Here is a 21005-nt window from a genome sequence, read left to right as displayed (position 1 = left end):
AGTGCTGGTTTCCTAGCGAATAGGCTTGAGGTCGAAGTCGAGATATTCCGCCGCGTCCTCGGGATTGGCGAACATGATGGTTCGGTCGTCTTCGTGGATCATCCGCCCGTAGTGGGTGGACATGCTCTCCTCGAACTCGGCCGCGTTGAACCAGCCCTCCTCCTCGCCGGCGGCCTCGTCGACCTCGGCGTAGACCACGTCCGTCCGGCCGACCGCGTCGACGCGGATCATCGAGGGCAGCGGCGTCACGGTCACGTTGTCCTTGGCGGCCATGACCTCGGCGATGATCGCGCCGACCTGGTTGTTCATCAGGGTGAAGCCGCACATGTTGGACGCGGTGTTGTCGGCCTTGTACGGGCTTTCCGCGGTTTTGAAGACAGTCACTGGCCCAGCTCCTCGGGTGCCTTGAGACCCAGTTCGGACAGGATTCCGGCGAACCGGCTCTTCACGCGGTCGAGCCCGTCCTCGAACCGGATCGGCTTGGCGTCGGGCTGCGACCACAGCGGCTGCAGCGCGCGGGCCGCGGCGATGCACTTCGGCACCCAGTCCTCGAGCCACTTCTGCAGCAACGCCTTGTTGTGGTCGGCGAACTCCTTGTCGTTGATCAGCAGGTGGTACAGCGACTTGGTGTAGCGGAGGTCGCGTTCGGAGAAGTCGAACTCCTCGGCGCCGATCAGCGTCGGGGTGACGAAGTCGCCGTTGGCCGGCGCGGCCTGCTGCACCAGGTTGCTGCGGAACAGCTCGCCGACGAGGGGTTCGAACACGACGTTCGCGGCGAAGACCGCCTCGCCCCAGTCCCAGATCCCGGTCAGCTGCTCGGCGGTCTCGCGCACGCCCTGCCAGGCCGGGTCCTCGTTCCAGGTGGCCAGGTGGGCCGTGCCGTCGAAGCCCTCGACCTCCTCGGTGAGGGTCAGGTTGTACAGCGCCAGGTCCTGCGCCGCGCGGATCCGGTGCATGCTGTTCACCGAGATCGCGTTGTTGTGCATGTTCGTCGGCGCGCGGCGGTTGGCGTTGGCGAACAGGTACAGGCCGAGGCCGTGGTCGACGTGCATCCACGCGCCGACGTGCTTGGCGACGAACTCGACCCAGTTGCGGTTCCACTGCTCGAACGCCTTGGCCTGGCGCGCGGCGTCGATGTTCTGGTTGAGCTGGCGCACGACGTTCGCGTTGTACCGGTAGAGGGTGAGCTCCCACTCCTCGTTCGGGTCGCGGAACTCGTGCCAGCCGTGGGCCGGCCAGTCGTAGCCCTTGCCGCCCGACCCGGGACCGCGCTCGGGCACCGGGCGGTCCGAGCCCCACGCCTTCAGCGCGGTCCACTCCAGCGGGTAGCCGGCCTTGCCGTCGGCGAAGGCGTACAGCCAGCCCTGGGACAGGTAGTGCCGCGGATCGGGCTGGACCTCGACGGTGACGTCCTCGTAGTGGCTCTGCTTGCGCTTGGCCGGGGTGAAGTAGTTGTACTGGCGGGCAGTGGAGTCCGGGAAGACCTTCGCGCCCGCCTCGGCGTCGGTGAACGTCGGCTTGGGCACGCTGCGTTCTTGGGTGGCTGTCATGGGTTTCCTTACCCTTCGCCCGTGGTGGTGAACTTGTCGTAGAAGACGCGCTTGTCGGCGACGCCGAGCGCGGGCAGCAGTTCCAGCGCGGCTTCCACCATCGGCGGCGGCCCGCAGACGTAGGCGTCGGCTCCGGTCAGGTCGAGGCCGGCTTGGCGCAGGACGTCGGTGACGAAGCCGGTCTCGCCGGTCCAGTCGTCGTCACCCGGCTCGGAAAGCGCCGGTACGTAACGGAAGCCCGGCAGTTTCTCCTCCAGCTCCCGCAGTTCGGCCTCGAAGCAGAGGTCGTGGCGGCGGCGGGCGCCGTAGTAGAAGACCGCCTTCCGGTCGAGGCCGCGCTCGGCCATCGACCGCAGCAGCGCCAGGATCGGCGCCATGCCGGCGCCGCCGCCGACGAAGACGAGGTCCGCGCCCGGGTTGTCCCGGAGAGTGAACACCCCGAACGGGCCGGTCACCCGCAACCGGTCGCCGACCGCGACTTCGGCATCGAGGAACCGGGAGAACAGCCCGTCGGGGTAGATCTTGATGACGAACTCGAGCAGCCCGTCGCGCGCCGAGGTGTTGGCCATCGAGAACGAGCGCGTCTCGTCGGTGCCCGGGACCGCGAAGTCCAGGTACTGCCCGGGGAAGAACTTCAGTTCCTCGTCGAGCCGCACCACCAGGTGCCGCAGGTCGTGCGTGACGTGCTCGTTCGAAACGACCTCGACGGTCGCCTCCTGGATCGGCAGCCCGGACTGGATCATCTCCTCGTCGTAGTTGAGCAGCTCGATCGTGAGGTCCTCGTAGGCGTGGGCCCGGCACAGCAGCGTGAAGCCTTCCTCCTTTTCGTAGTCGGGGAGCGCGAAGGTCGAATACCGGTCGTGTTCGACGTCGTCGCCGTCGAGGATGAACGACTTGCAGGCCGCGCACTGCCCTTCCTTGCAGCCGTGCATGAGCATGACGCCCTGCTCGGCGGCGGCGCGCAGGATCGTGGTGTCCTCGTCGACGTCGATTTCGATCCCGACCGGCTCGAACCGGACGCGGTGCTTTTCCGCCATCCCAGCCCCATTCCGGCACTTTCACGTGAAAGTGCCCACCTGGGGGCGGCACTTTCACGTGAAAGTGCCGCCCTAGTGGTCGTGTCAGGCCTGCTGCGGCGCCGGGCGCCCGGCCGGGCCCTGGCGGTTGTAGTCGGCCACGAAGGCGGCGCGCTGCTCGTCGGTCATCTGGTTGAGGAGCACGTTCGGCGACTGCACCTCGGGCATCCGGCGCAGGTGGTCGAGCGTCCACATCTTCTTCGGGTCGAGGTTCAGATGCGGCTGCGCGACCATGGTCTTGCCGTCGTCGCGCACGAAACCCATGTCGGAGACGACGTCGGCCCAGTTCCAGCCGTGGTAGAGCGTCTCCCACTCGCGGGCGCCGACCAACTGGCCCATGTTCGGGGTGTTGCGGCCCTGGTAGGTGGGCCGGAACGCCTCCGCGTCGGTCCAGCGGCACGTCTCCGAGCAGTACGTCCGGTGCTGGCCGTCGACCTCGTCGACCACCATGTCCTCGCGGATGAGGCACGGCACCATGCACGTCCAGCACCGGTGCGGGTACACGTAGCCGACGCCTTCGGCGACGATCGGGTGGTGCCCGTTCGGCGTCGCGAGGCGGGCGTAGTTCTCCCACCACTTGCCGTACTTGTCGTACCAGCCCGGGTACTTGTACTCGAACCACTCGAAGTCTTCGTCGGTCATCGGGTCGATCCGCCAGTAGTTGGCGAGCCACCCGGTGGCGAAGAACTGCGCGACCTCGTGGACGTAGCCCTTGTTCCAGATCCGGTTCCAGGCTTCTTCGATGAGGTCGTGCGGGATGACGAGCCCGTACTTCTCGAGCGGGACCAGGTACGAGCGGTAGTAGTCGTCGTAGATCCAGCGGCGCCACATTTCCGCGTAGCTTTCGCGGTCCTTGCGGCGGTCCTTGGTGCCGTATTCGATGAACGTGCCGATCGCCGCGTCGACGACGGCGTGGTTGTTCCACCACGCGTACCGCAGGTCGCGTTCGAGCAGCTGGTGGTTGCTTTCGTCCGACAACGCCATCAGCAGCGTCGCGTACCCGTTGCTGATGTGCCGGGATTCGTCGGACTGCACCGAGTGGAACACCGTGGGCAGCAGGTAGTCGCCGTTCGCGGCGGCTTCGGCCGGCATGGCGACGAACAACGTGTTCGTGAACGCCGTTTCGGCGACGATGGTCAGGTAGATGCTCGCCGCGGTGATGGCGTCACCGGTGATGAAGCCTTCGGCGAACTGGCGGCCGATGGTGCCGCAGTAGTCGTTCTGGAAGTTGCGCAGGCTCGAGTTGAAGCCCGCCGGGTCGATGTAGTTCTGCATGTACAGGCGCTTGAGGTTCTGCTGGATCGTCGAGTGGCGGACCTCGTCGATCATCTGGATCGCCTGGCCGTTGTGCAGTTCCGGGTTCGGGACCGTGCGGAACAGCAGCGGCATCGCGCGGGCCGCGGAGATCTCCGGCAGCGGGATGATCGAGAGGAACAGCTTCTGCCACTCCAGCCAGCGTTCCTGGACCTGGCGGAACATGTTGCCGCGGATCGCGCCATCCTCGGCGCCGTAGACCCGGTGGTCCTTTTCCTCCTGCATCGGGAAGTACGAGCGGAGGACCTGCTTCAGCGGGTCCTTCTTCTTGGCCTTCTGGAAGGTGTAGTCGGTGCCGTAGTGCGAGACCGGGGTGTGGTACGCCGGTTCCCACGACAGTTCCTGGATCTTCTGGTGGGCTTTCGCCACACTCTGGCGACTCATGGATCAGCTCCTTGTATCCGTGGCTCGCCGCCCGGGGCGTCCTGCGTTGACCATTGAAGGGGCGCCCGGAGGTGACGCGGGTCTCAATCTGAGACAGAACCGCTGCTCAGGGCGTTTCGTTCGCGCCGAGCATCCGCGTGCGCAGCGCGGCGAGCTCTTCGTGGACGCCGGCCTGCACGCGCGCGTCGCCCTCGACGGTCGGGACGACGCCGAGCGCGCGCAGGAGCGCGGCGGCGGGTTCTCCGGGGTGGCCTTCCGCGCCGAGGGTCGGGTGCAGGCCCGCCTCGGCCAGGTGGGTGAAGACCAGGTTGACGATCGTCCAGGGGTTGTACGTTTCGGCGGCCATGCACCCATGGCACCGCCGCCCCGTGGGTGCGGGGCGTCTCAATTTGAGACACCGGCGAAGGCAGGAGACGCTTAGGCTGGACGGGCGGCACAACGGGTGTGCCCGCACCCACGTGGGCCGCGGGAAGCTGGAGGTCACGTGGACGAGAACGCGCCCGGAACCCTGCTCGCCGACGACGAGCTCGCCCGCACCCGGGTGCGTTTCCTGACCGCCGAAACGGTGTCCCCCGGCGTCGTGCGCCAGACGATCCTGGCCTCGTGGCGGCGCTCGCGGGAGTTCCGCGTCGAGGCCGACCGGATCGACCCGCTCTACCTCGGCGACCAGAACCTCGACATCCCGCTGATGCGCGGCGCGGAACCGGTGCTGCACAAGCTCGGCGAGCAGTTCGACGGCCAGCCGATCAGCCTCATCCTCACCGACCCGGCCGGCGTCGTGCTCACCCAGCGGACCGGCGACGCCGACCTGCGGCGGCACCTGGAGCGCGTCGAGCTGGTGCCGGGGTTCAGCTACGGCGAGCAGTCCGTCGGGACCAACGGCATCGGCACCGCGCTGGAGGACGGCCGCGCGACGACGGTGTTCGGCCACGAGCACTACGCCGAGCACCTGGAGAACCTCGCGTGCGCGGGCGTGCCGATCCACCACCCGATCTCCGGCAAGAAGATCGGCGCGGTCGACCTCACCTGCTGGCACAAGGACGCGGGCGGCCTGCTCATCGCGCTGGCCCGCTCGACGGCCGAGCAGATCCGCCAGGCCCTGCTGCGGCACAGCGACCTGCGCGAGATGATCCTCTTCCAGGCCTACCTGCAGACGTGCCGCCGGTGGACGGGCATCGTGCTGGCGTTCAACGACGACATCGTGATGATGAACGACCGGGCCCGGCAGCTGCTCGACCCGGCCGACCAGTCGGTGCTGCTGGGCCACGCCACGGAGGCGCTGGCCGAAGGACGGCGGACCCCGGCGACGCTGTCGCTGTCCAGCGGCCTGCGGGTACGCGTGTTCTGCCGCCGCGTCCCGGGCCAGCGCGAGACCGACACCGCGGGCGGCGTCCTGTCGGTGAAGCTGATCGAAGCGGACGAGACGCTGGCGGCGTCGACACCGATGCTGCCGATGTACCTGCCGGGCGTGGTCGGTTCGGCGCCGCTGTGGCTGCGCTGCGGGCACGAGCTGGACGCCGGTCACCAGCGCGGCGAGTGGGTGGCGCTGGAGGGCGAGCCGGGCACCGGCAAGCTGACCCTGGCGAAGGGTCTGCACCAGCGCCACCACCCGGCGGCCCGCCTGGTCTCCGTCGACGCGGCCGACGCCCTGGACGGCGACGCCCTGCTGAGCGAGCACGCCGCGGCCCCGATCCGCACGCTGGTGATCCGCCACGCCGACCGGCTGACGGCCCCGGCGGCAAACGCGCTGGCCGCGGTCCTGCGGCGGCTGCGCGAAGGCCCCGCCGCCCCTTGGGTCGTCCTCACGCTGGTCCCCGAGGCGGAGACCGAGCCGGCGCTGGCCGAGCTGCTCAAGGCGTTCCCGCGCACCGTCCGGGTACCGCCGCTGCGCCACCACGTCGAGGACCTGGCGGAGCTCGTCCCCCTGGTCCTGAGCAAACTCGGCTACGGCGGACGGCTGACCTGTTCGGCGGCGGCCCTGCACCTGCTGATGCGCGCGGAGTGGCCGGGCAACACCGGCCAGCTGTACGCGGTGCTGCGCAAGGTGGCCCAGCGCCGCCGCGCGGGCAGCATCCGCCCCGGCGACCTCCCGGCGGAGTTCCACGCGGTCGCCCGCCGCCCACTGAACCGCTTCGAGTCGATCGAGCGCGACGCGATCGTGCGTTGTCTCGAAGACGCGGACGGCAACAAGGTCCGGGCGGCGAAGCTGCTGGGCATCTCACGGGCGACGATCTACCGGAAGATCCACGAGTACGGCATCGTTCCCCCGACACGCTGACGGGCCCCGCCGCGCGACCTCCGGCCGAATCGCGTCGGCGCGGTCCGCACCCTTGCGCCAGCGTCTTGAATGACTCATTCAGGACCTCCGAAGACCTGAATGAGTCATTCAAGACGTGCGGCCGGCGGGGTCACCGGCAGCAGCGGGGCCCTGGCTGCGCGGCGCTCGGCCCCGACCCGCTGACGGGCCCCGCCGCGCGGTGAGTGCCATCCTGGACGGCATGCCGACCCGCTGGACGTGCCCGCGCTGCGACCGCGAGTTCGCCCGCGCCCGCCAAGGGCACACCTGCGTCCCCGGCTGCACCGTCGACGAGACCTTCGCCGGGAAACCACCCTGGCAGCGCGCGATCTACGACGCCGTCGTCGGGCACCTGCGCGATCTCGGCGACGTCCACGAGGACGCCGTCAAGGTCGGCGTCTTCCTCAAGCGCGAGCACAAGCTCGCCGAGCTGCGGCCGCGGTCCAAGGACGTCCTGGTGTACCTGTGGCTGCCGCACCCGGTGGAGACGGCGAGGATCGCGCCGGCGCGCTGGGCGAGCGGAGCCCGCGTGGGGCACCAGCTCAAGCTGCGTGACGTGTCCGATGTGGACGACGAGGTCCGGAACTGGCTGACGCTGGCCTACGAGACGTCCTGAGGCCGCGACACCGGGGCCAGGAGCAGGCCGGTGATCGCGTCGATCAGCCCGGTGCCCGCGTCGTCCCAGCTCGCCCGCGGCGTGGACGTCCCCTCCGCCAGCGCGCGTTCGCGCTCCGCGGTCATGTGGATCATCAGCTGGCGGGCCATGTCCCCGCGCTCGGCGCGGATCTCCGCGGGCAGGCCGTCGAGGCAGCGGTTCAGGCCCTCGACCGCGCGGGCCAGCGCCGGTGAGGACAGGGACTCCTCGGCGATGATCGCCCGCAGCGCCGGGTCGGTCATCACCTGGGCGCTGAACCGCGCGAACCACGTCGGCGCGCCCAGTTCACGCAGGTGGGTCGTGCTCGGGCGGACCAGGCAGGCCACCCAGTCGCGGAGGTCGCCGTCGCCGTCGATGGCCTCGACCAGCTCCGCGCGCAGCCGCTCCATGGGCTCCGCGTGCTTGCGGACGATCGCGCGCACCAGGTCGACCTTGGTGCCGAAGTGGTAGTTCACCGCCGCGTTGTTGCCCTGGCCGGCCGCCTCGCTGATGTGCCGGTTGGACACCACATGCACCCCGTGCTCGGCGAACAGCCGCTCCGCCGTCACGAGGATGCTTTCCCGCGTCGCACTCGCGCGGTCCGCCTTCACGTTCATCCAGCCCACCCTGATCGTTCCCGGTCCACACTTTACGGAGCGGGCGCCGCTGGCGAGAATCCGGCGGAGGGTGGCCGGACAGCCACTGGCCCGGCGGCCGGGCGGTTCCTAGCGTTTCCGGCGTGATCGAGATCCTCGCGCCGATCGTGATCGGCCTCCTCTACGCCGCGCTCAACTCGTTCGTCCCCGAAGCGCACCGGCGGCGGCTCAACGCCGTGGTGGTCGGCGGCGCGGGTGCCGCCTACCTCTCCGGCGGCGCGCTCGGGCCGTGGGAGCTCGTGTTCTGCGCCGTGATGACCTACATCGCCTTCCGCGGGCTCGACTCGTGGACGTTCATCGGCATCGGCTGGCTCCTGCACACCGGCTGGGACGTCGTGCACCACCTCAAGGGCCAGCCGATCCTGCCGTTCGCGCACGGTTCGTCGTTCGGCTGCGCGATCTGCGACCCGGTCATCGCGATCTGGTGCTTCACCGGCGGCCGGTCGGTGGCGGGTTGGCGCACCGTGGTCAGGGGTACTCCGGCGCCATGAGCGCCGATGTCGAACGCGCCGCGCACGCCTACTGCCCCCGGTGCCACCCCCAGCCGCGGCCCGGGGACGTGATCACGGCGCTGTGCGGCGCCCGCCACCCGTACTACGGCCGCCGCGACCGGCCGGTGAACACGTGCCCCGCGTGCGTCGCGCTCGCTTCGGCGAACGTCTACGCGTGCGGTCACCCCGGCGCCTGAGCACGGGCATCCGGGAACAGCGGGCGCGAAAACGGGAAATCGGGAGTTCCGGAACCACCGGGAGACCCGACCACCTACGCTGACCGGCATGAAGAGGGTGGGGATCGCCACGGCGACCGCGGCGATCGCCGCGCTCGTGCTGGCGCTCGTCCTCGGTCTGCTGGGCGGCACACCGACCGGCGCCGGGGACAACGGGGACGGTTACCGGCTGTTCTGCGGGCCCGGGCTGACGCCCGCGACGCCGGATCACAAGGCGAGCTGGCTCGGCGGCGTCGTGCTCGACTTCGGCCGCGGCACGCCGTGCCCGGATCCGCAGCCGTCGAGCGCCGCGGTGCTCTTCGAGTCCGTCGCCGGCGGGGACGGCTCCTTCAGCCTGGTCAAGCTGGGCTGGCTGTACGTGCTCCTGGTCTTCCTGGTCACGCTGCCGGCCGCGTGGGCGGTGCAGGCCCGCGGCACCCGGCGCCTGCTCTTCCTGCTGCCGCCGCTGCTCCCCCTGCTCGAGCCGGCCTTCGCACGCCTGTTCATCTCGACCTTCGCCGAGCCCGCGGGGCTGTTCGGCGCGTACACGCTGCTGTGCGGGCTGGCCGTGATCGCGGCGACCAAGGCCGAGGACGGCTTCGCGCGGCTGGCGGCGCTCGGCCTGGTCGCCGTGGGCGGGGTCGTGGGCGGGCTGGCGAAGATCGGCTTCCTGCCGCTGTTCGTGCTCGCCGTGCTCGTGTGCGCGGTCACCGCGGCCAAGCCGGGCCGGGGCCGCTGGTGGTCCGGCCGGATCGTCGGGCCGGTGCTCGCGATCCTGCTCGTGCTGGAGCTCATCGCGCCGATCCGGGAGAACCTCGCCTGGCAGGACCGCAACTACGCCGACGTCAACGCGGTCAACGTGGTATACACGCTCGGCCTGGTCGAGCTGCCCGGTTCGGCGGCGAAGCTCGGCCTGCCGGCGGAGGCGCAGCAGAGCGCGGGCCACGCGTACTACCCCGACGGGCCGGAGGCGCTGACCGGCGCGGACGTCCTGCTGGAGGACCCCTCGACGGTCAAGCACAAGGTCTGGGACCTCCTGCTGGCGAACCCGGGCACGCTGGTGGCCGCGATCGGCACCGGCCTGCAGGCCACGCTCGGGCGCGGCCTGCCCTACCTGCCGGACGAGCCGTGGACGTCGGAAACCCGGCCCCCGGACAACTCGGCCCCGGTCAGCGGCGACATGGGCGGCGACGCCACGACGTTCCAGGCCTGGCTCGACAGCATGGGCCTGTGGTGGTGGCCGGTGCTGCTCGTCCTGCTCGGCCTGGCCGCGACGGTGCTGGCCCTGCTGCGACGTCACCGAGCGACGACCCGCTACGGCGTCGTGGCGGGGGTGGCGGTGACGAGCGCGCTCGGCATCGTGACGATGTCGGTGGTCGGCGACGGCTACTTCGAGATCGCCAAGCACGTCTGGCTGGCGGCGTACCTGCTGGACGTCGCGGCGCTCTCGCTGTGCGTCGTGGCGGCGCCGCCGCTGTACCGGCGGGCGAAGGCGCGGTGGGACCGGCGCCGGGCAGCACCCGCCCCACCGGCGGCGGAACGCGAGCCGCAGCCGGTCACCTGACGGCGTCCCGGAGTTCCCGCAGCAGGATCGGCAGCGCCGGCACCAGCGCGAGCCCGCGCACGACGGCCGCCACCAGGTAGGGCGCGCGCAGGCCCAGGCCGTGCGCGACCAGCCCGCCGGCCAGCGTGCCCGCCGGGATCAGTCCCCAGCCCAGCAGGCGGTACGCGCCGGTGACGCGGCCGAGCAGCGCGGGCGGCACGAGCCGCTGGCGGAGGCCGATCGCCACGATGTTCCAGAGCGTCGTGGCGAAGCCGGACACGGCCAGGAACGCCCCCATCGGGACGGCCGAGGGGCTCAGGCCGATCTCGGCGAACGCGCCGGCGTTCACGGTCAGCGCCGTCACCAGCGCCGCCCGGGTCCCGATCCGGGCCACGAGACGCGCGTTGACCAGGCCGCCGAGGACGCTGCCGGCCGCCGCGCCGGCGAGCAGCACGCCGTAGCCGCGGGCGCCGATGTGCACCACCTCGGTGGCGAGCAGGGCCAGCGTCACGGTGGCGAGCTGGCCGCAGAACGCGTTGACGCCCAGCAGGAGGGCGAGGGTCCGCAGCAACCGGTGCCGGCGGAGCCAGGTCAGCCCTTCGCGGACGCCGGAGCGCCGGGCACCGCCGCGGGCTCGCCGGGACAGCGTCGCCACCACCGCCGCGGAGACCGCGAACGAGACGGCGTCGAGCCCGAACGGCAAAGCGGCCGCGACGCCGAACAGCGCGCTGCCCAGCGGTGGCCCGGCGAACTGCTGGGCGACCGTGGTGATGGCCTGCTGACGGCCGTTCGCCCGCGGCAGGTCGGACGGCGGGAGCAGGTCCGGCAGGATCGCCTGCGCCGCGGTGCCGAAGACGACGTCTCCGGTACCGAGCCCGAACGCGACGACGACGAAGACCGGTATGCCGGCGCCGCCGCACGCGACCGCCACGGCGAGCGCCCCGGCCAGCGCGGCCTGGCCCGCCTGCGCCCGCCACATCAGGCCGGCCCGGTCGTGCCGGTCGGCCAAGGCGCCCGCGGGGAGGGCGAGCAGCAGCCACGGCAGGGCGGCGGCGGTCGCGACGAGGGACACGAGCCGGGGATCGCGCGTCACCGTGACGGTCAGCAGGGGCATCGCCGCGGTGAACGCCCCGGTGCCGAGGGTGTCGACGCCGGTCGCCCACCACAGGCGCCGATAAGGCAGCCGGGGCATACCGGGATCCTTCGGCGCTTCGCCGAAGCCGGACACCTTTTAGCGCGGTGCTACATACTCGGGACCGTGGCCCTGACGGTGGAACTCGACGTCGCGGAGCTGGCGGCGACCCGCTTCGCCGTCTCCCCGCTGTCGGAAACCGTGGCGTGCCTACAGCAGCTCGGCGGGCGCGACCGCCAGGCGGCGACCCTGCCGTGGCTGCGCTGGGCTTCCGACGAGCTCGCCCGCGAACCCCTGGACCTCGCGTGGACGTGGCCATTGCTCGTGCACGACCGGCCCAGCTGGCCGGAATTCCTGGTGCCCGCGCCGAAGGACTCGGGTCCGTCCATCGAGGACGACCTGGCCGCGTTGCGGCGCACGACCGCCCGCCAGGTCCGGGCCAGCCTCGCCCGCGTGTTCGGCGCCGAGCTGACCGGGCCCGCCACCGACCTCGCCGCGCGCCCGGCGGCCGGGCTGCGGGCGATCGCCGCGGAGCTGCGTGCGGCGCACGACCGGCTGGTGGCCCCGCACTGGCCGCGGATCCGGGCCGTCCTCGACGCCGACGTCGCCCACCGCGCCCGCGCACTGGCCACCGGCGGTGCCGAGAAGCTGTTCGCCGGCCTGCACCCGAACCTGCGCTGGCAGGAGGGAAAGCTGCTGCTGGACGACGTCCGGCCGGTCAACCGGGGTCCCGGCGGGCTCGTGCTCATCCCCGTCGTGCTCGGCTCGCCGCACGTCCTGGTCAAGCGGAACACCTCCACGCAGACGACGGTCCGCTACCCCGCCCGCGGCCGCGGCGCGCTGTGGACGGCGGGCACCCGGCCCCCGGCGCGGGCCACCGTCCGGCTGCTCGGCCAGGCGCGGGCCGGGCTCCTCGAAGCCCTCCGCTCCCCCGCGACCACGACCGAGCTGGCCCGCGCCCTCGGCGTCACGCCCAGCGCCGTCTCGCAGCACCTGGCCGTACTCAGGGAAAACGGGCTGGTCGAGCGGGAACGCTCCGGGCGCCAGGTCCTCTACCTGATCACGGCGCTCGGAACGTCCCTCCTGACCGGTTAGCCGAGCGAGGTCAGCGGCACCGCGAACACCGCGCGGCCGCACGTCTGGCCCTGCGCCGTGCAGTCCGCCGTCGACCACTCGGACTGGGACCAGACCAGGCCGGTCGCCCAGTCGTAGGTCAGCGCCTCCGGGTGGACCGCCCAGCACGCCGTCGTCGAGCCGCAGGTGGCCGAGGTGCTCGCCGTGGTCGTCTGGGCCCAGAGCTGGCCGTTGAGCGTCGCCGAACTGTGGGCGACGTACCACTTGCCGTTGTGGGACAGCACGCCCTGCATGTTGCCCACGTAGCTGCGGAAGGCCTCCGTCGCGGTCCCGGTCAGCAGGTAGTCCTCGCCCATCGGGAAGCGGTAGAGGCGGCCGTGCAGGGCCTGGTCGGAGAAGTACTCCGTGGTCACCAGCGAAGCCGGGCTGGTGCTGCGGTCCAGCGACAGCGACGAAAAGCACGGCACGCCCGTGTCGGAGGACATGCTGCACGTGCCGCCCGCGTAGGAGTAGTAGCCGACCTGCATCATCGCGTACTTGTAGGTGTAGGCCGCGTACCCGCCGGAGGTCTTGCCGATCGCGTTCGACGTCGTGTCGCTCAGCTGCAGGATGTGCTTGGTGCTGAACACGCGGATCGCGGTCGAGGTGTTGCCCACGGCGGTGACGTAGATCTTGTCGCCGTACCAGGCCATCCCGCCCATGTGCGCCTGCGCCGAGGAGAAGCTGCTGCCGGTGCTGTTCGGCACGGCCAGGTACATCATCCGGTGGGCGGCCGACGCCGGGTCGTCGTAGTTGATGGCCTGGATCCGCGCGTCGTTGTACCGGCCCAGCTCGGTGGTGCCGTGCCAGCCGGACAGGATGATCTTGTCCGCACCCCACATGCCGTCGTCGTCGGCGTCACCGGAGGTCGTGATGCCCTGGGGCACCCACGTCGTGCTGCCGGCCCGCTCGCTGTCCCAGCACAGTGACTTGGTGGCCACCGGCGCCTTGGGCAGCGCGGCCTTCTCCGCGCTCGTGCAGCCGGTCATCGCGTAGCTGGTGTCGTTGACGACGGTGTTGAGGCTGACGTTCGGCAGCGCGTTGTCCAGCGCGGTGAGCGCCGCGGCCGGGGTCGCGTGCCAGACGAGGTTCTGCTTCGTGGTCGTCGTCAGCGGGTCGCTGTAGGCGGCGCTCGCCGTCCCGGGCAGCGCCAGTGCACCGGCCACCACGGCCAGCGCGAGGACGATCGTTTTCGGAATTCGCATGGGCGCCAGTGCGCCACACGTAGGTCCAAAATCCGTACAACGCGGTTGTACTGGTGCCATGCGTCGAAAGTTGGTTGACGCTCGGGCCGAGCGCCCCAATGTGGCGTTCGGTGCGTCCAGCGCACCCAATGTGGCGTTCGGTGCGTCAGACGCAACCAACGCCACATTGGGGCGCACGCCGGGCCGCCGTCGACGAACATCGGACGCGCGACACTAGTCGGCCAGGGAAAGCACCGTCCGCGCCTGCTCGACCATGGCCACGTCGAGGAACGTCCCGTCCGCCAGGGCGATCGCGCCCACCCCGGCCGCCGTCGCGCCCGCCACCCGCGCGATGACCTCACGCGCCCGCGAGACCTCCTGCGCCGTCGGCAGGAACGCGGTCCGGATCGTCTCGAGCTGCACCGGGTGGATCGCGGTCCGGCCGCGGAACCCCAGCGCCCTCCCCGCGCGGCAGGACGCCGCGAGCCCGTCGAGGTCGCGGACGTTCGGGTAGGCCGACATCGCGGGCGGGGCCAGCCGCGCGGCCCGCGCCGCGACGATCACCCGGCTTCGCGCCCAGGTCAGCCCGGCGTCGTCGGCCACGCCGAGGTCCGAGCGCAGGTCCGCCTCGCCCAGCCCGATCGACGCCACCCGCGGCGACGCCGTCGCGATCTCCAGGGCCCGTTCCACGCCGAGCGCGGACTCGATCAGCGGGTGCAGGTCCCGGCCCGGGAGCACCGCGGCGACGGCCAGGACCTCCGCCGGGGCTTCGACTTTCGGGAGCCGCACGCCCACCGACGGCGGCAGGCCCGCGACCGCCGCGAGGTCGGCGTCGTGCCACGGCGTGCTCGGGTGGTTGACGCGCACCTGCACCGGCCTCGCCACCGAAGCCAGCAGCCGCACGGCGTTTTCGCGGGCTTCGTCCTTGCGGGCCGGGGCGACGGCGTCCTCGAGGTCGACGAGCACGACGTCGGCCGCGGATTCCAGGGCCTTGCGCACCCGGTCCGGCCGGTCGGCGGGCGCGTAGAGGAGCGTGAGCGGCGGCGTCACACCGCACCCCGCTCCCGCAGTTCGGCCACCCGTTCCGGCGAGAACCCGAGTTCGTCCAGGACCGCGTCGGTGTCGGCGCCGTGCGGGCGCCCGGTGAACCCGATGACGCCGTCGTGGCCCGACAGCCGGAACAGCGGGCCCTGCATGAGCATCGGCCCCAGCTCGGCGTCCTCGATCTCGTGGATCGTGCCGAGCGCCCGGAACTGCGGGTCGGCGACGATGTCGGCGGCGTCGTAGATCGGCGCGACCGCGGCCTGCGCTTCCTCGAACGCCGCGACGACCTCGTCGCGCGTACGCTGCCCGATCCACTTGCCGACGGCTTCGTCGAGTTCGTCGGCGTGCCGGGCGCGCTCGGCACCGCTGGCGAACCACGGCTCGTCGACGAGGTCCGGGCGGCCGACCATCCGGACCACGCGTTCGGCGATCGACTGGGCCGACGTGGACACCGCGACCCACTGGCCGTCGGCGGTGCGGTAGGTGTTGCGCGGCGCGTTGTTGGTCGACCGGTTTCCGGTGCGCGGCTGGACGGTGCGCAGCTGGTCCCAACGCGTGATCTGCGGGCCGAGCATGGCGAGCATCGGCTCGATGATCGCGGTGTCGACGACCTGCCCGCGCCCGGTGTTCGCGCGCGCCGCCAGGGCGACCATGATCGCGTACGCCGTGGCCAGCGACGCGACGCCGTCGGCCAGGCCGAACGGCGGGAGCGTCGGCGGCCCGTCGGGTTCCCCGGTGGTCGCCGCGAAGCCGCTCATCGCTTCGGCGAGGGTGCCGAAGCCGGGCCGCGACCGATAAGGACCGAGCTGCCCGAATCCGGTGACGCGGGCGAGCACGAGCTCCGGGTTCCAGCTCGCCAGCTCGTCGTACCCGAGCTGCCAGCGCTCGAGGGTGCCCGGGCGGAAGTTCTCGATCACGACGTCGGCGGTGGTGACGAGGGCGAGGAAGACCTCGCGGCCGCCTTCGCTGCCGAGATCGGCGGTGATCGTGCGCTTGTTCCGGCCCAGCGTCTTCCACCAGAGGTTGACGCCGTCCTTGGCGGCGCCGTGGGTGCGGGAGGGGTCCGGTTTGCGCGGGTGCTCGACCTTGATCACCTCGGCACCCATGTCGCCCAGGTGCATCGCGGCCATCGGCCCGGCGAAGAGCGTGGACGCGTCGACGACGCGCAGCCCGGCCAGTGCCCCGGCGGCGGGGTCGCGGGAGACGGTCACGACGGCACCTCCCAGGCGCAGCGGAAGCCGACCGTCGCGCTCCGGGCGAGGCCCAGGCCGGGCAGGAGGAGTTTCACGGTGTACTCGGGTCCCTTCCGGCCGCCTTCGACGTACCACTCCGAGCCTTCGGCCACGTAGTCGCTGCCGCCCTTCAGCATCACGAGCCGGGTCCGGCCGTCGGAGTGCTCGCTCTCGGTCCAGTTCCACACGGCCGGGGTGCCGCGGCGCAGCCGCTCCCCCGCCAGCTGCCATTCGTCCTCGGTGGGCAGCCGGCCGCCGCGCCACGCGCAGTACGCGCGGGCGTCGTCGAGGTCGACGTACGTGACCGGCTCGTCCGCGGCGCCCGCGTGCTTCGGTGCCCACTCGTAGCCGGTCGCGGCCAGGAACTCCGCGAACTGCGCGTTGGTCACTTCGGTCGCCGCCACCGCCACCGAAGTGGTCAGCTCGCCTTCGCGTTGCAGCGTGCGGGCGTCGTGCAGGCGCGGTGGGAGCGGCTTCCATTCGTCGACGTAGGGCGCTCCCTGGTACATGCCGGTCTCGCGAGCGCGGTACCGCACGGTCAGGACGTACGGCCCGGCCGGGACGACGACCGCGTCTTCGTCCGGCACTCCGGTGGTCCGTTGTGGACGGACGCGAGTCGCGATCCGGTGCGGGAACCGGGCGTCCGGGTCGTGCGGCAGGTCCGGGAGCTCGGGGCGCCAGCCGTCCGCCGTGGCGCCGATCCCGCGGGCGGGGACCCCGCCGAGGAGGTCGGTGCCGGGCAGCGGGCCGTGGTAGTCGGTGTCGCCGCGGTTGGCGAGGGTCCACAAGGTCTTGTCCCCGAGGTCCCAGCGAGACGCGTAGACGCCGGCGGCTTCGGCCTCGGGCGGCAGTTCGGCCAGGGGCGTCCACTCGCCGTCGAGGAGGAGGTCCTTCGCCAGGCGCTGCAGAGTGACCATCCGGCGGACGGTCGCGGCGTCGCGGGGAGACCAGCCGACCCAGACCCCGAAGACGACCTCCCAGACCATCACGCCGACGCCGTTGAGCCACGCCGACTGCAGTTCTTCGCTGTGGTCGCGGTGCCAGCGGCGGACGTGGTGCTGCATGTGGCGCCGCTCGTACCAGTGGGCGCGCAGGACGCCGGGCACGGGCGAGTCGGCGAAGAACTGGGCCCACGACGCCGCGTGGTCCTCGATCCGCTCGACGGCGAGCTTCGACTCGCCCTCGAGGACGATCCCGGGCCGGGCGGCTTCGAGACGGTCGACGAAGTCCGGCTCGGCCTTCTTGAGCGTGTCGAGGAAGACGCCGTCGGCTTCGAAGTCCTTGACCAGGGCGGCCAGCTCGGTGAGGTCGTCCTCGCCGCGGCGGGTGCCGACGTCCCAGGGGTTGTAGTCGACGAAGACGCGCAGGCCCTCGGCGTGCAGGGTGTCGATGAGGGCGGGGAGACCGGGGACGTCGCGGTAGAAGTCCCACTGGTTGCGGTCGTCGAGGCCGATCACCGGGTAGGCGTGCCAGAGGACGACGGCGTCGAGCCCGCCGAAGCGGTCTCTCGCGTCGGCGAGGAAACGTTCGGGCGTGAAGCGGTGTTCGGCGAACGAGTAGAGCAGCTCGTCCCAGAGCCAGACCTGGGCGACGGCGTAGCAGGACGCCGCCCAGGCCGCTTGCGGACGAGCGTAGGCGGCGCCGGTGTAGCCGTGGCGCTTGCGGGCGTCTTCACGCCATTCGTGGAGCTTCGCGCGCCACGCGGGCCGGTCGGCGGGGTTCGCGGGCGCGGCGAAGATCTTGGCTTCGTCCAATGCGGACAGCGGACCGCGCACCTCGGTCGGCCGGTCGATCGGCCGCGGGACGAGCGGGTCGAAACTGGCGGTCATCGTGCCTTTCCTTCGAGCGCCGCGACTTCCGCGGCGGTGGGGACGGCGGCCTGGGCCCCGGGCCGCGTGACGGCCAGCGCGGCGGCGGCGCTCGCTTGCCGGGCGGCCTCGGGTAGGTGGTGCCCGTGGGCCAGGGCGGCGGCGAGGACGCCGCAGAAGGTGTCGCCCGCGCCGGTGGTGTCCACGACGTCGACCGGGATGCCGGGGATCCGCACGGGTTCCTCGTCGCGGCGGAGGACCGCGCAGCCCTCGCCGCCGAGGGTGACGACCACCGCCGGGACGCGCTTGAGCAGCTTCTCGGGCTCGCCCGCGAGGTCGGCCGCTTCGTGCTCGTTCACGACCAGCAGGTCGACGACCTCCCACAGCGAATCGGGCAGCTCCCGCGACGGCGCCGCGTTGAGGATCATCCGCGCCCCGGGCCGCTTGGCCGCGGCGGCGGCCGCGACGACGTCGAGCGGGATTTCCAGCTGCGCCAGGATGACGTCGGCTTCGGCGATCCGGTCGGCCTGCGCGGCCCCGATCCGCACGTGGTCGTTGGCGCCCGGGGCGACGACGATGGCGTTCTCCCCGTCCGGGGCGACGGTGATGAACGCGGTGCCGGTGGGTGCTTCGGCGCGTTCGATCAGGTCGGTGCGGACGCCCGCGCCGCCGAGGGAGACGAGGATCAGGTCGGCACCTTCGTCGTCGCCGAGCGCGCCGACGAAGCTGGTGTCGGCACCCCCGGCCAGCGCGGCGGCTACGGCCTGGTTCGCACCTTTGCCTCCGGGACTGCGGCGAAGGCGGTCACCGAGGATGGTCTCGCCCGCTTTGGGCGGCCGGGGCACATCGACGGCGAGATCCACGTTGGCCGACCCCACGACCACGACCCGCCCGGTCATCGCGCCGCCTCCGCCAGCCTCGCCGTGCGGGCCGCGAGATCCGCGATCCGCCGTTCCCCACCCGGCAGTGAAGTCGCGATCCGCCCGTCCAACGGCTTGCTCCAGTACTCATCCACCCCGCTCAGCGCGCCCACCACTCCCCCGACCGTCGCGGCCGCCGAATCGGTGTCCCAGCCCGCGGTCACCGCGATCGACACGCTCGGCCCGAACTCGCCGCCGCCCTTCGCGAGGGCGTACGCGATCACCGCCGCGTTGTTGAGCACGTGCACCCAATGCAGGTTCCCGTATTCCGCGTGCAGCCGGTCGAGTCCACTCGCGACATCACCGTTCGCAGCCGTCGACCGTCCGAAGTGGACCGCCGCCGCCAGGTCGCTGGACGCCGGGATCGCCGCCATCGCCGCGTCGAGGACTTCGTCCACCGAGTCGCACACCATCGCCGCCGACGCGAGGCCCGCGGCCCACATCGCGCCGTACACGCCGTTGCGCGTGTGGCTCAGCCGCGCGTCCACTCGCGCCAGCCGGGCCGCGGCGGGCACGTCGCCCGGGCAGATCCAGCCGAACACGTCCGCGCGGATCAGCGCGCCGATCCACTCGCGGAACGGGTTCCGGAAGGTGGCGGTGTCGGATCGGGCGTCGAGCAGGTTCCGGTACGCCGCACGCTCCGCCGTGAACACCCGCCCGGCGGGCAGGTTGTCCAGCCACAGCTGGGCGACGTCGTCGGTGGTGAACCCCCGGCCGCGCTCTTCCACCAGGGACAGCGCCAGCATCGGGTAGTTGAGGTCGTCGTCCTCGGGCATCCCGTCGATGTTCTCCTCGAGCGACGTCGGGGCCGACCGGCGGTTCCACGGCCACCGCTCGGCGACGTCGGCGGGCAGTCCCACCGCGGTGAACCACCGGTCGAGGGGCCACCGGCCGGTCGCGCGGAGGATCTCCTCGATCCCTTCGCGCGGGATCTTCTCCACCGGCTTGCCGAGCAGGCAGCCCGCCGCCCGGCCGGTCCACGCGTCCAGCTCGCGGCCCCGGGACCCGCGCGGCAGCGAAGGCGCCGCGGGCAGGACCGGTTCCGGCTCGGGCGCCGGCGCGTCCAGCGAGTCCAGCAGCTCCCGCGCCAGCGCCCGCAGCCCGGGGGCCGCGAGACCCGCGCCGCTGACCGCGGGCACGGGGTCACCGCCGGCCGCGATCCAGCGCGCCCGCGCAGCGGAGACGTCCTTGCCCTCCGCGGCGGACTGGACCAGCTCGTGCGGGAGCAGGTCCTCGGGCTGGGCCCAGGTCAGCCTCACGCCGTCGCCTCCAGGAACGCGGCGCGGGCGGCGGCCCGCTCGCGGTCGGCCTTCAGGATGTCCGCGGCCGCCGAAGCCAGCAGGTGCCCGGTCTCGCGCAGGTCCATCCGGCTGGCGTCGCCGACCTGGTCGACCCACTCGGCGGGCACCACGGCCGTGCCGCCGAGGCCCGCGCAGATCGCCGCCGCCATCACGGCGATCGAGTCGGCGTCCCGGCCGTAGTTCACCGCCGCCAGCACCGCGCCGCGGAAGTCGCCCCGGTGCGCCAGCACGAACGCCAGCGCGGCGGGCAGCTCCTCGATCGACTTCGTCCGCGACGGCCGCCGCGCGTCCATCGACATCTCGCGGTAGTGCGGCCCGACCGAGTCGAACGGCGCGACGGTCTCGCGGACGAGCGCCGCCAGCGCGCGTTCTTCCCCGTCGGTGCCCGGGGGGACGGACCGGTCACCGAAGGTCTCCACGACCGCGCGCAACGCCGCGGCGGTCCCGTCGTGGGCCACGTCCAGCGCGGCCGCCACGACGTCGTCGAGCGACGCGCCCGGGGCGACCGCGGCCGCCACCATCGCGGCCAGCACGCCCGCCGCCTCGCGGCCGTAGCTCGACTGGTGCGCGCCGGTCAGGTCGATCGCCTCGGCGTACGCGGCCCGCGGATCACCCGCGTTGACCACGCCCACCGGGGCGACGTACATCGCCGCACCGCAGTTGACCACGTTGCCCACGCCCGCTTCGCGCGGATCCACGTGTCCATAGTGGAGCCTCGCGACGATCCACTTCTCCGCGAGGAAGACCCGCTGCAGCAACAGCGCGGTCGACTCCAGCTCCGGCACCCAGCGCGGCTCGCCGATCATCAGCGGCACCAGGTCCTCGGCCATCGCGTACGCGTCGAGGTGCGCGCGTCGCTTCGCGTACACCTCGACGAGCGCCCGCGTCATGAGGGTGTCGTCGGTGACGTGCCCGTCGCCCTTGTGGTACGGCGCGATCGGGCGGGCCGTCCGCCAGTCCGGGTACCACGGCCCGACGACACCGGTCACCCGGCCGCCGTGCCGCTCTTCGATCTGCTCGGGTGTCCACCCTTCGGTGGCACCGCCGAGGGCGTCCCCGACGGCCGCACCGGTGATCACCGCGACGGCCCGGTCTTCCAGCCAGGTCACCAA

Annotated in this window: 20 protein-coding genes; 6 read left to right on the top strand and 14 right to left on the bottom strand. The window is 72.1% G+C overall.

Annotated elements, in window-relative coordinates:
- Positions 1-12 precede the first annotated feature (12 nt).
- The 5 genes from mimD to H4696_RS07110 form a co-directional block, all read right to left on the bottom strand.
- Entirely contained in the window at positions 13-384 is a 372-nt protein-coding gene (gene mimD, locus H4696_RS07130) for a propane 2-monooxygenase effector subunit MimD (RefSeq protein WP_086863150.1), read from the bottom strand.
- On the bottom strand, positions 381-1550 hold the full coding sequence (locus H4696_RS07125; RefSeq protein WP_086863149.1) for a ferritin family protein: 1170 nt from the start codon (positions 1548-1550) through the stop codon (positions 381-383). Before H4696_RS07125 ends, mimD begins: the two co-directional genes overlap by 4 nt.
- 8 nt (positions 1551-1558) lie before the next feature.
- Positions 1559-2587 (bottom strand): NADH:ubiquinone reductase (Na(+)-transporting) subunit F, encoded by a 1029-nt coding sequence (locus H4696_RS07120; RefSeq protein WP_086863148.1) that lies wholly within the window; start codon positions 2585-2587, stop codon positions 1559-1561.
- 84 nt (positions 2588-2671) lie between these two features.
- Positions 2672-4324 carry a ferritin family protein gene (locus tag H4696_RS07115; RefSeq protein WP_086863147.1) on the bottom strand — a complete coding sequence of 551 codons (1653 nt, stop codon included), beginning with the start codon at positions 4322-4324 and terminating at the stop codon, positions 2672-2674.
- A 106-nt stretch (positions 4325-4430) separates the two neighbouring features.
- Entirely contained in the window at positions 4431-4670 is a 240-nt protein-coding gene (locus H4696_RS07110) for a hypothetical protein (protein WP_086863146.1), read from the bottom strand.
- Between the two features lie 138 nt (positions 4671-4808).
- Here H4696_RS07110 and H4696_RS07105 point away from each other — a divergent pair, with 138 nt between their 5' ends.
- Complete coding sequence (locus H4696_RS07105; RefSeq protein ID WP_086863145.1) at positions 4809-6602, top strand: sigma-54-dependent Fis family transcriptional regulator; 1794 nt, start codon at positions 4809-4811, stop codon at positions 6600-6602.
- 220 nt (positions 6603-6822) lie between these two features.
- On the top strand, positions 6823-7236 hold the full coding sequence (locus H4696_RS07100) for a DUF5655 domain-containing protein (RefSeq protein ID WP_225955615.1): 414 nt from the start codon (positions 6823-6825) through the stop codon (positions 7234-7236).
- Here the strand turns inward: H4696_RS07100 and H4696_RS07095 are convergent.
- The gene (locus H4696_RS07095) at positions 7221-7871 is read right to left on the bottom strand and encodes a TetR/AcrR family transcriptional regulator (RefSeq protein ID WP_086863154.1); all 651 of its coding nucleotides are present in this window, start codon (positions 7869-7871) and stop codon (positions 7221-7223) included. The genes H4696_RS07100 and H4696_RS07095 overlap by 16 nt on opposite strands.
- 122 nt (positions 7872-7993) lie before the next feature.
- On the opposite strand from H4696_RS07095, the gene H4696_RS07090 reads away from it, so the two are divergent.
- The 3 genes from H4696_RS07090 (at position 7994) to wsfD (ending at position 10180) form a co-directional block, all read left to right on the top strand.
- Positions 7994-8401, top strand: coding sequence for a DUF6010 family protein (locus tag H4696_RS07090; protein ID WP_086863143.1), 408 nt, complete (start codon positions 7994-7996; stop codon positions 8399-8401).
- Positions 8398-8598: a hypothetical protein gene (locus H4696_RS07085; RefSeq protein WP_086863142.1), complete on the top strand. Its 201-nt coding sequence runs from the start codon at positions 8398-8400 to the stop codon at positions 8596-8598. The genes H4696_RS07090 and H4696_RS07085 overlap by 4 nt, the downstream gene beginning before the upstream one ends.
- Positions 8599-8686: 88 nt before the next feature.
- Entirely contained in the window at positions 8687-10180 is a 1494-nt protein-coding gene (wsfD, locus tag H4696_RS07080) for a glycan biosynthesis hexose transferase WsfD (protein ID WP_169735093.1), read from the top strand.
- Here wsfD and H4696_RS07075 read toward each other — a convergent pair.
- Positions 10173-11351, bottom strand: a complete 1179-nt coding sequence (locus H4696_RS07075; protein ID WP_086863140.1) for an MFS transporter — start codon at positions 11349-11351, stop codon at positions 10173-10175. The genes wsfD and H4696_RS07075 overlap by 8 nt on opposite strands.
- Positions 11352-11417: 66 nt before the next feature.
- On the opposite strand from H4696_RS07075, the gene H4696_RS07070 reads away from it, so the two are divergent.
- Positions 11418-12386: an ArsR/SmtB family transcription factor gene (locus H4696_RS07070; RefSeq protein WP_249027135.1), complete on the top strand. Its 969-nt coding sequence runs from the start codon at positions 11418-11420 to the stop codon at positions 12384-12386.
- Here H4696_RS07070 and H4696_RS07065 read toward each other — a convergent pair.
- From H4696_RS07065 to H4696_RS07035, 7 genes are all read right to left on the bottom strand, one after another.
- Positions 12383-13609, bottom strand: a complete 1227-nt coding sequence (locus H4696_RS07065; protein WP_086863139.1) for a hypothetical protein — start codon at positions 13607-13609, stop codon at positions 12383-12385. The genes H4696_RS07070 and H4696_RS07065 overlap by 4 nt on opposite strands.
- A 213-nt stretch (positions 13610-13822) precedes the next feature.
- Entirely contained in the window at positions 13823-14638 is an 816-nt protein-coding gene (locus H4696_RS07060) for an HpcH/HpaI aldolase/citrate lyase family protein (protein ID WP_086857642.1), read from the bottom strand.
- Complete coding sequence (locus H4696_RS07055) at positions 14635-15843, bottom strand: CaiB/BaiF CoA transferase family protein (RefSeq protein ID WP_086857643.1); 1209 nt, start codon at positions 15841-15843, stop codon at positions 14635-14637. The genes H4696_RS07060 and H4696_RS07055 overlap by 4 nt, the downstream gene beginning before the upstream one ends.
- Positions 15840-17693 carry an SUMF1/EgtB/PvdO family nonheme iron enzyme gene (locus H4696_RS07050; protein ID WP_192782122.1) on the bottom strand — a complete coding sequence of 618 codons (1854 nt, stop codon included), beginning with the start codon at positions 17691-17693 and terminating at the stop codon, positions 15840-15842. The genes H4696_RS07055 and H4696_RS07050 overlap by 4 nt, the downstream gene beginning before the upstream one ends.
- Positions 17690-18571: a ribokinase gene (locus H4696_RS07045; RefSeq protein WP_086863472.1), complete on the bottom strand. Its 882-nt coding sequence runs from the start codon at positions 18569-18571 to the stop codon at positions 17690-17692. Before H4696_RS07045 ends, H4696_RS07050 begins: the two co-directional genes overlap by 4 nt.
- Complete coding sequence (locus H4696_RS07040) at positions 18568-19851, bottom strand: ADP-ribosylglycohydrolase family protein (RefSeq protein ID WP_086863473.1); 1284 nt, start codon at positions 19849-19851, stop codon at positions 18568-18570. Before H4696_RS07040 ends, H4696_RS07045 begins: the two co-directional genes overlap by 4 nt.
- Positions 19848-21002: an ADP-ribosylglycohydrolase family protein gene (locus tag H4696_RS07035; protein ID WP_086863474.1), complete on the bottom strand. Its 1155-nt coding sequence runs from the start codon at positions 21000-21002 to the stop codon at positions 19848-19850. The genes H4696_RS07040 and H4696_RS07035 overlap by 4 nt, the downstream gene beginning before the upstream one ends.
- Positions 21003-21005: the final 3 nt, after the last annotated feature.

The sequence above is a fragment of the Amycolatopsis lexingtonensis genome (assembly GCF_014873755.1).
GTDB classification, from domain to species: Bacteria; Actinomycetota; Actinomycetes; order Mycobacteriales; family Pseudonocardiaceae; genus Amycolatopsis; species Amycolatopsis lexingtonensis.
This window is presented reverse-complemented; position numbering and strand designations above follow the sequence as displayed.